Source organism: Micromonospora sp. NPDC049240, assembly GCF_040647835.1.
GTDB lineage: Bacteria > Actinomycetota > Actinomycetes > Mycobacteriales > Micromonosporaceae > Micromonospora.
In genome coordinates, this window is sequence record NZ_JBEZCX010000057.1 from 1 (window position 1) to 1465 (window position 1465).

The following is a 1465-nucleotide window of genomic DNA, read 5'->3' on the forward strand; positions in this document are numbered from 1 at the left end:
GGGGGGTGTCCCTATGGGTTTCGTCAAGCGGCGATCGGCGTGGCTGGGCGGGGCTGGTAGGGAATCTTGTCGCGGAGCATGGCGAACAGGACGTCGCAGCGGCGTCGGGCGAGGCAGATGAGGGCGGCGTTGTGGCGTTTGCCCTCGGCTCTCTTTCGGTCGTAGTAGGCGCGGCTCACGGGGTCAGCGAGGGCAGCGAACGCGGCGAGGAAGAACGCCCGTTTGAGGTTCTTGTTGCCGCCTCGGGGTGGGTGTTCGCCGCGGATGCTGCTGCCGGATCGTCGGGTGACCGGGGCGAGGCCGGCGTAGGCGGCAAGGTGCCCGGGAGTCGGGAAGGCGGTGCCGTCGCCGACTTCGAGCAGGATCCGGGCGGCGGTCCTGACGCCGATGCCGGGCATCGAGGTCAGGACCGGGGCAAGAGGGTGTGCATCGAGGATCCTTTCGACCTCGCCGGCGGCCTGGTCGCGTTGCCGCAAGGTGTCGCGGAGGGTGTCGGCGAGGCGGGGCAGGATCGTCTCGGCTGCTTGGGTGCCGGGGACGGTGACGGTCTGCTCGGCGAGTGCGGTCATGATCTGCTCGACCAGGCGTTCGCCCATGCGGGGTGCGTGGACGGCGGTGATCGCCATCAGCTTGCGGCGGCCTGCCTTGCGCAGCCCGACCGGGCCGCCGCAGCGTGACAGCAGCTCTAGCACGGCCTTGTGGTGAACCTTCGGGCCGAGGACCCGTTCCAGGGCGGGATGGATCTGCGTGAGCAGTCCCCGGATCCGGTTGGACACGCGGGTGGCTTCGCCGGCGAGGTCGTCGTCGAAGCCGACCAGTACCTCCAGCTCCGCGAGGGCTTCGTCGCCGACGTCGACCCGCCGCAGCGTGTGCGGCAGGGTGCGGGCAGCATCGGCGATGACGTAGGCGTCCCGGGCGTCGGTCTTCGCCGAGCCGGGATGCAGGTCAGCGATGCGCCGCATCGCCAGGCCAGGCAGGTAGGCCACGTGATGACCACATGATCGAGCCACCGCGACCGGCAAGGCGCCGATCGAGGCCGGCTGGTCGACCACCACCAGAACCCGGCCGTGACGGGCGAGCTTGTCGAACAACTGCCGCAGCCTGGCCTCAGTGTTCGGCAACGCCGCATCGTGCAGCCGCTTGCCGTCCGGCGCCAACCCGACCGCGTGGTGACCCTCTTTGCCGACGTCCAAGCCGAGGTAGACGCCGTATCCACCGTGCACCACACCCGCCTCCACGCATCGCTCCGTGGCCTCGGCCGCTGGTCTGAGCGTCGGACTGCCGGCAGCCACGTTACGAAGAGACCTACCCCGAACACGGGTGGCCGTGTCCCTATCAGCGGTCCACCGACGCCACCCGACCCGGCGACAACACCCCCCGGATCATCCGAACGACAGGGGCAGGAAGTCATACCGGGCCGGGCGACCGAGGGTCCCCGGCTGGGGACGATCAAAAAGGTAACGGG

The 1465-nt window shown here is 69.8% G+C and carries 1 protein-coding gene; it reads right to left on the minus strand.

What is annotated here, in order from left to right:
• Positions 1 to 23 precede the first annotated feature (23 nt).
• Positions 24 to 1223 carry an IS110 family transposase gene (locus tag AB0B02_RS31865; protein WP_357306819.1) on the minus strand — a complete coding sequence of 400 codons (1200 nt, stop codon included), beginning with the start codon at positions 1221 to 1223 and terminating at the stop codon, positions 24 to 26.
• Positions 1224 to 1465: the final 242 nt, after the last annotated feature.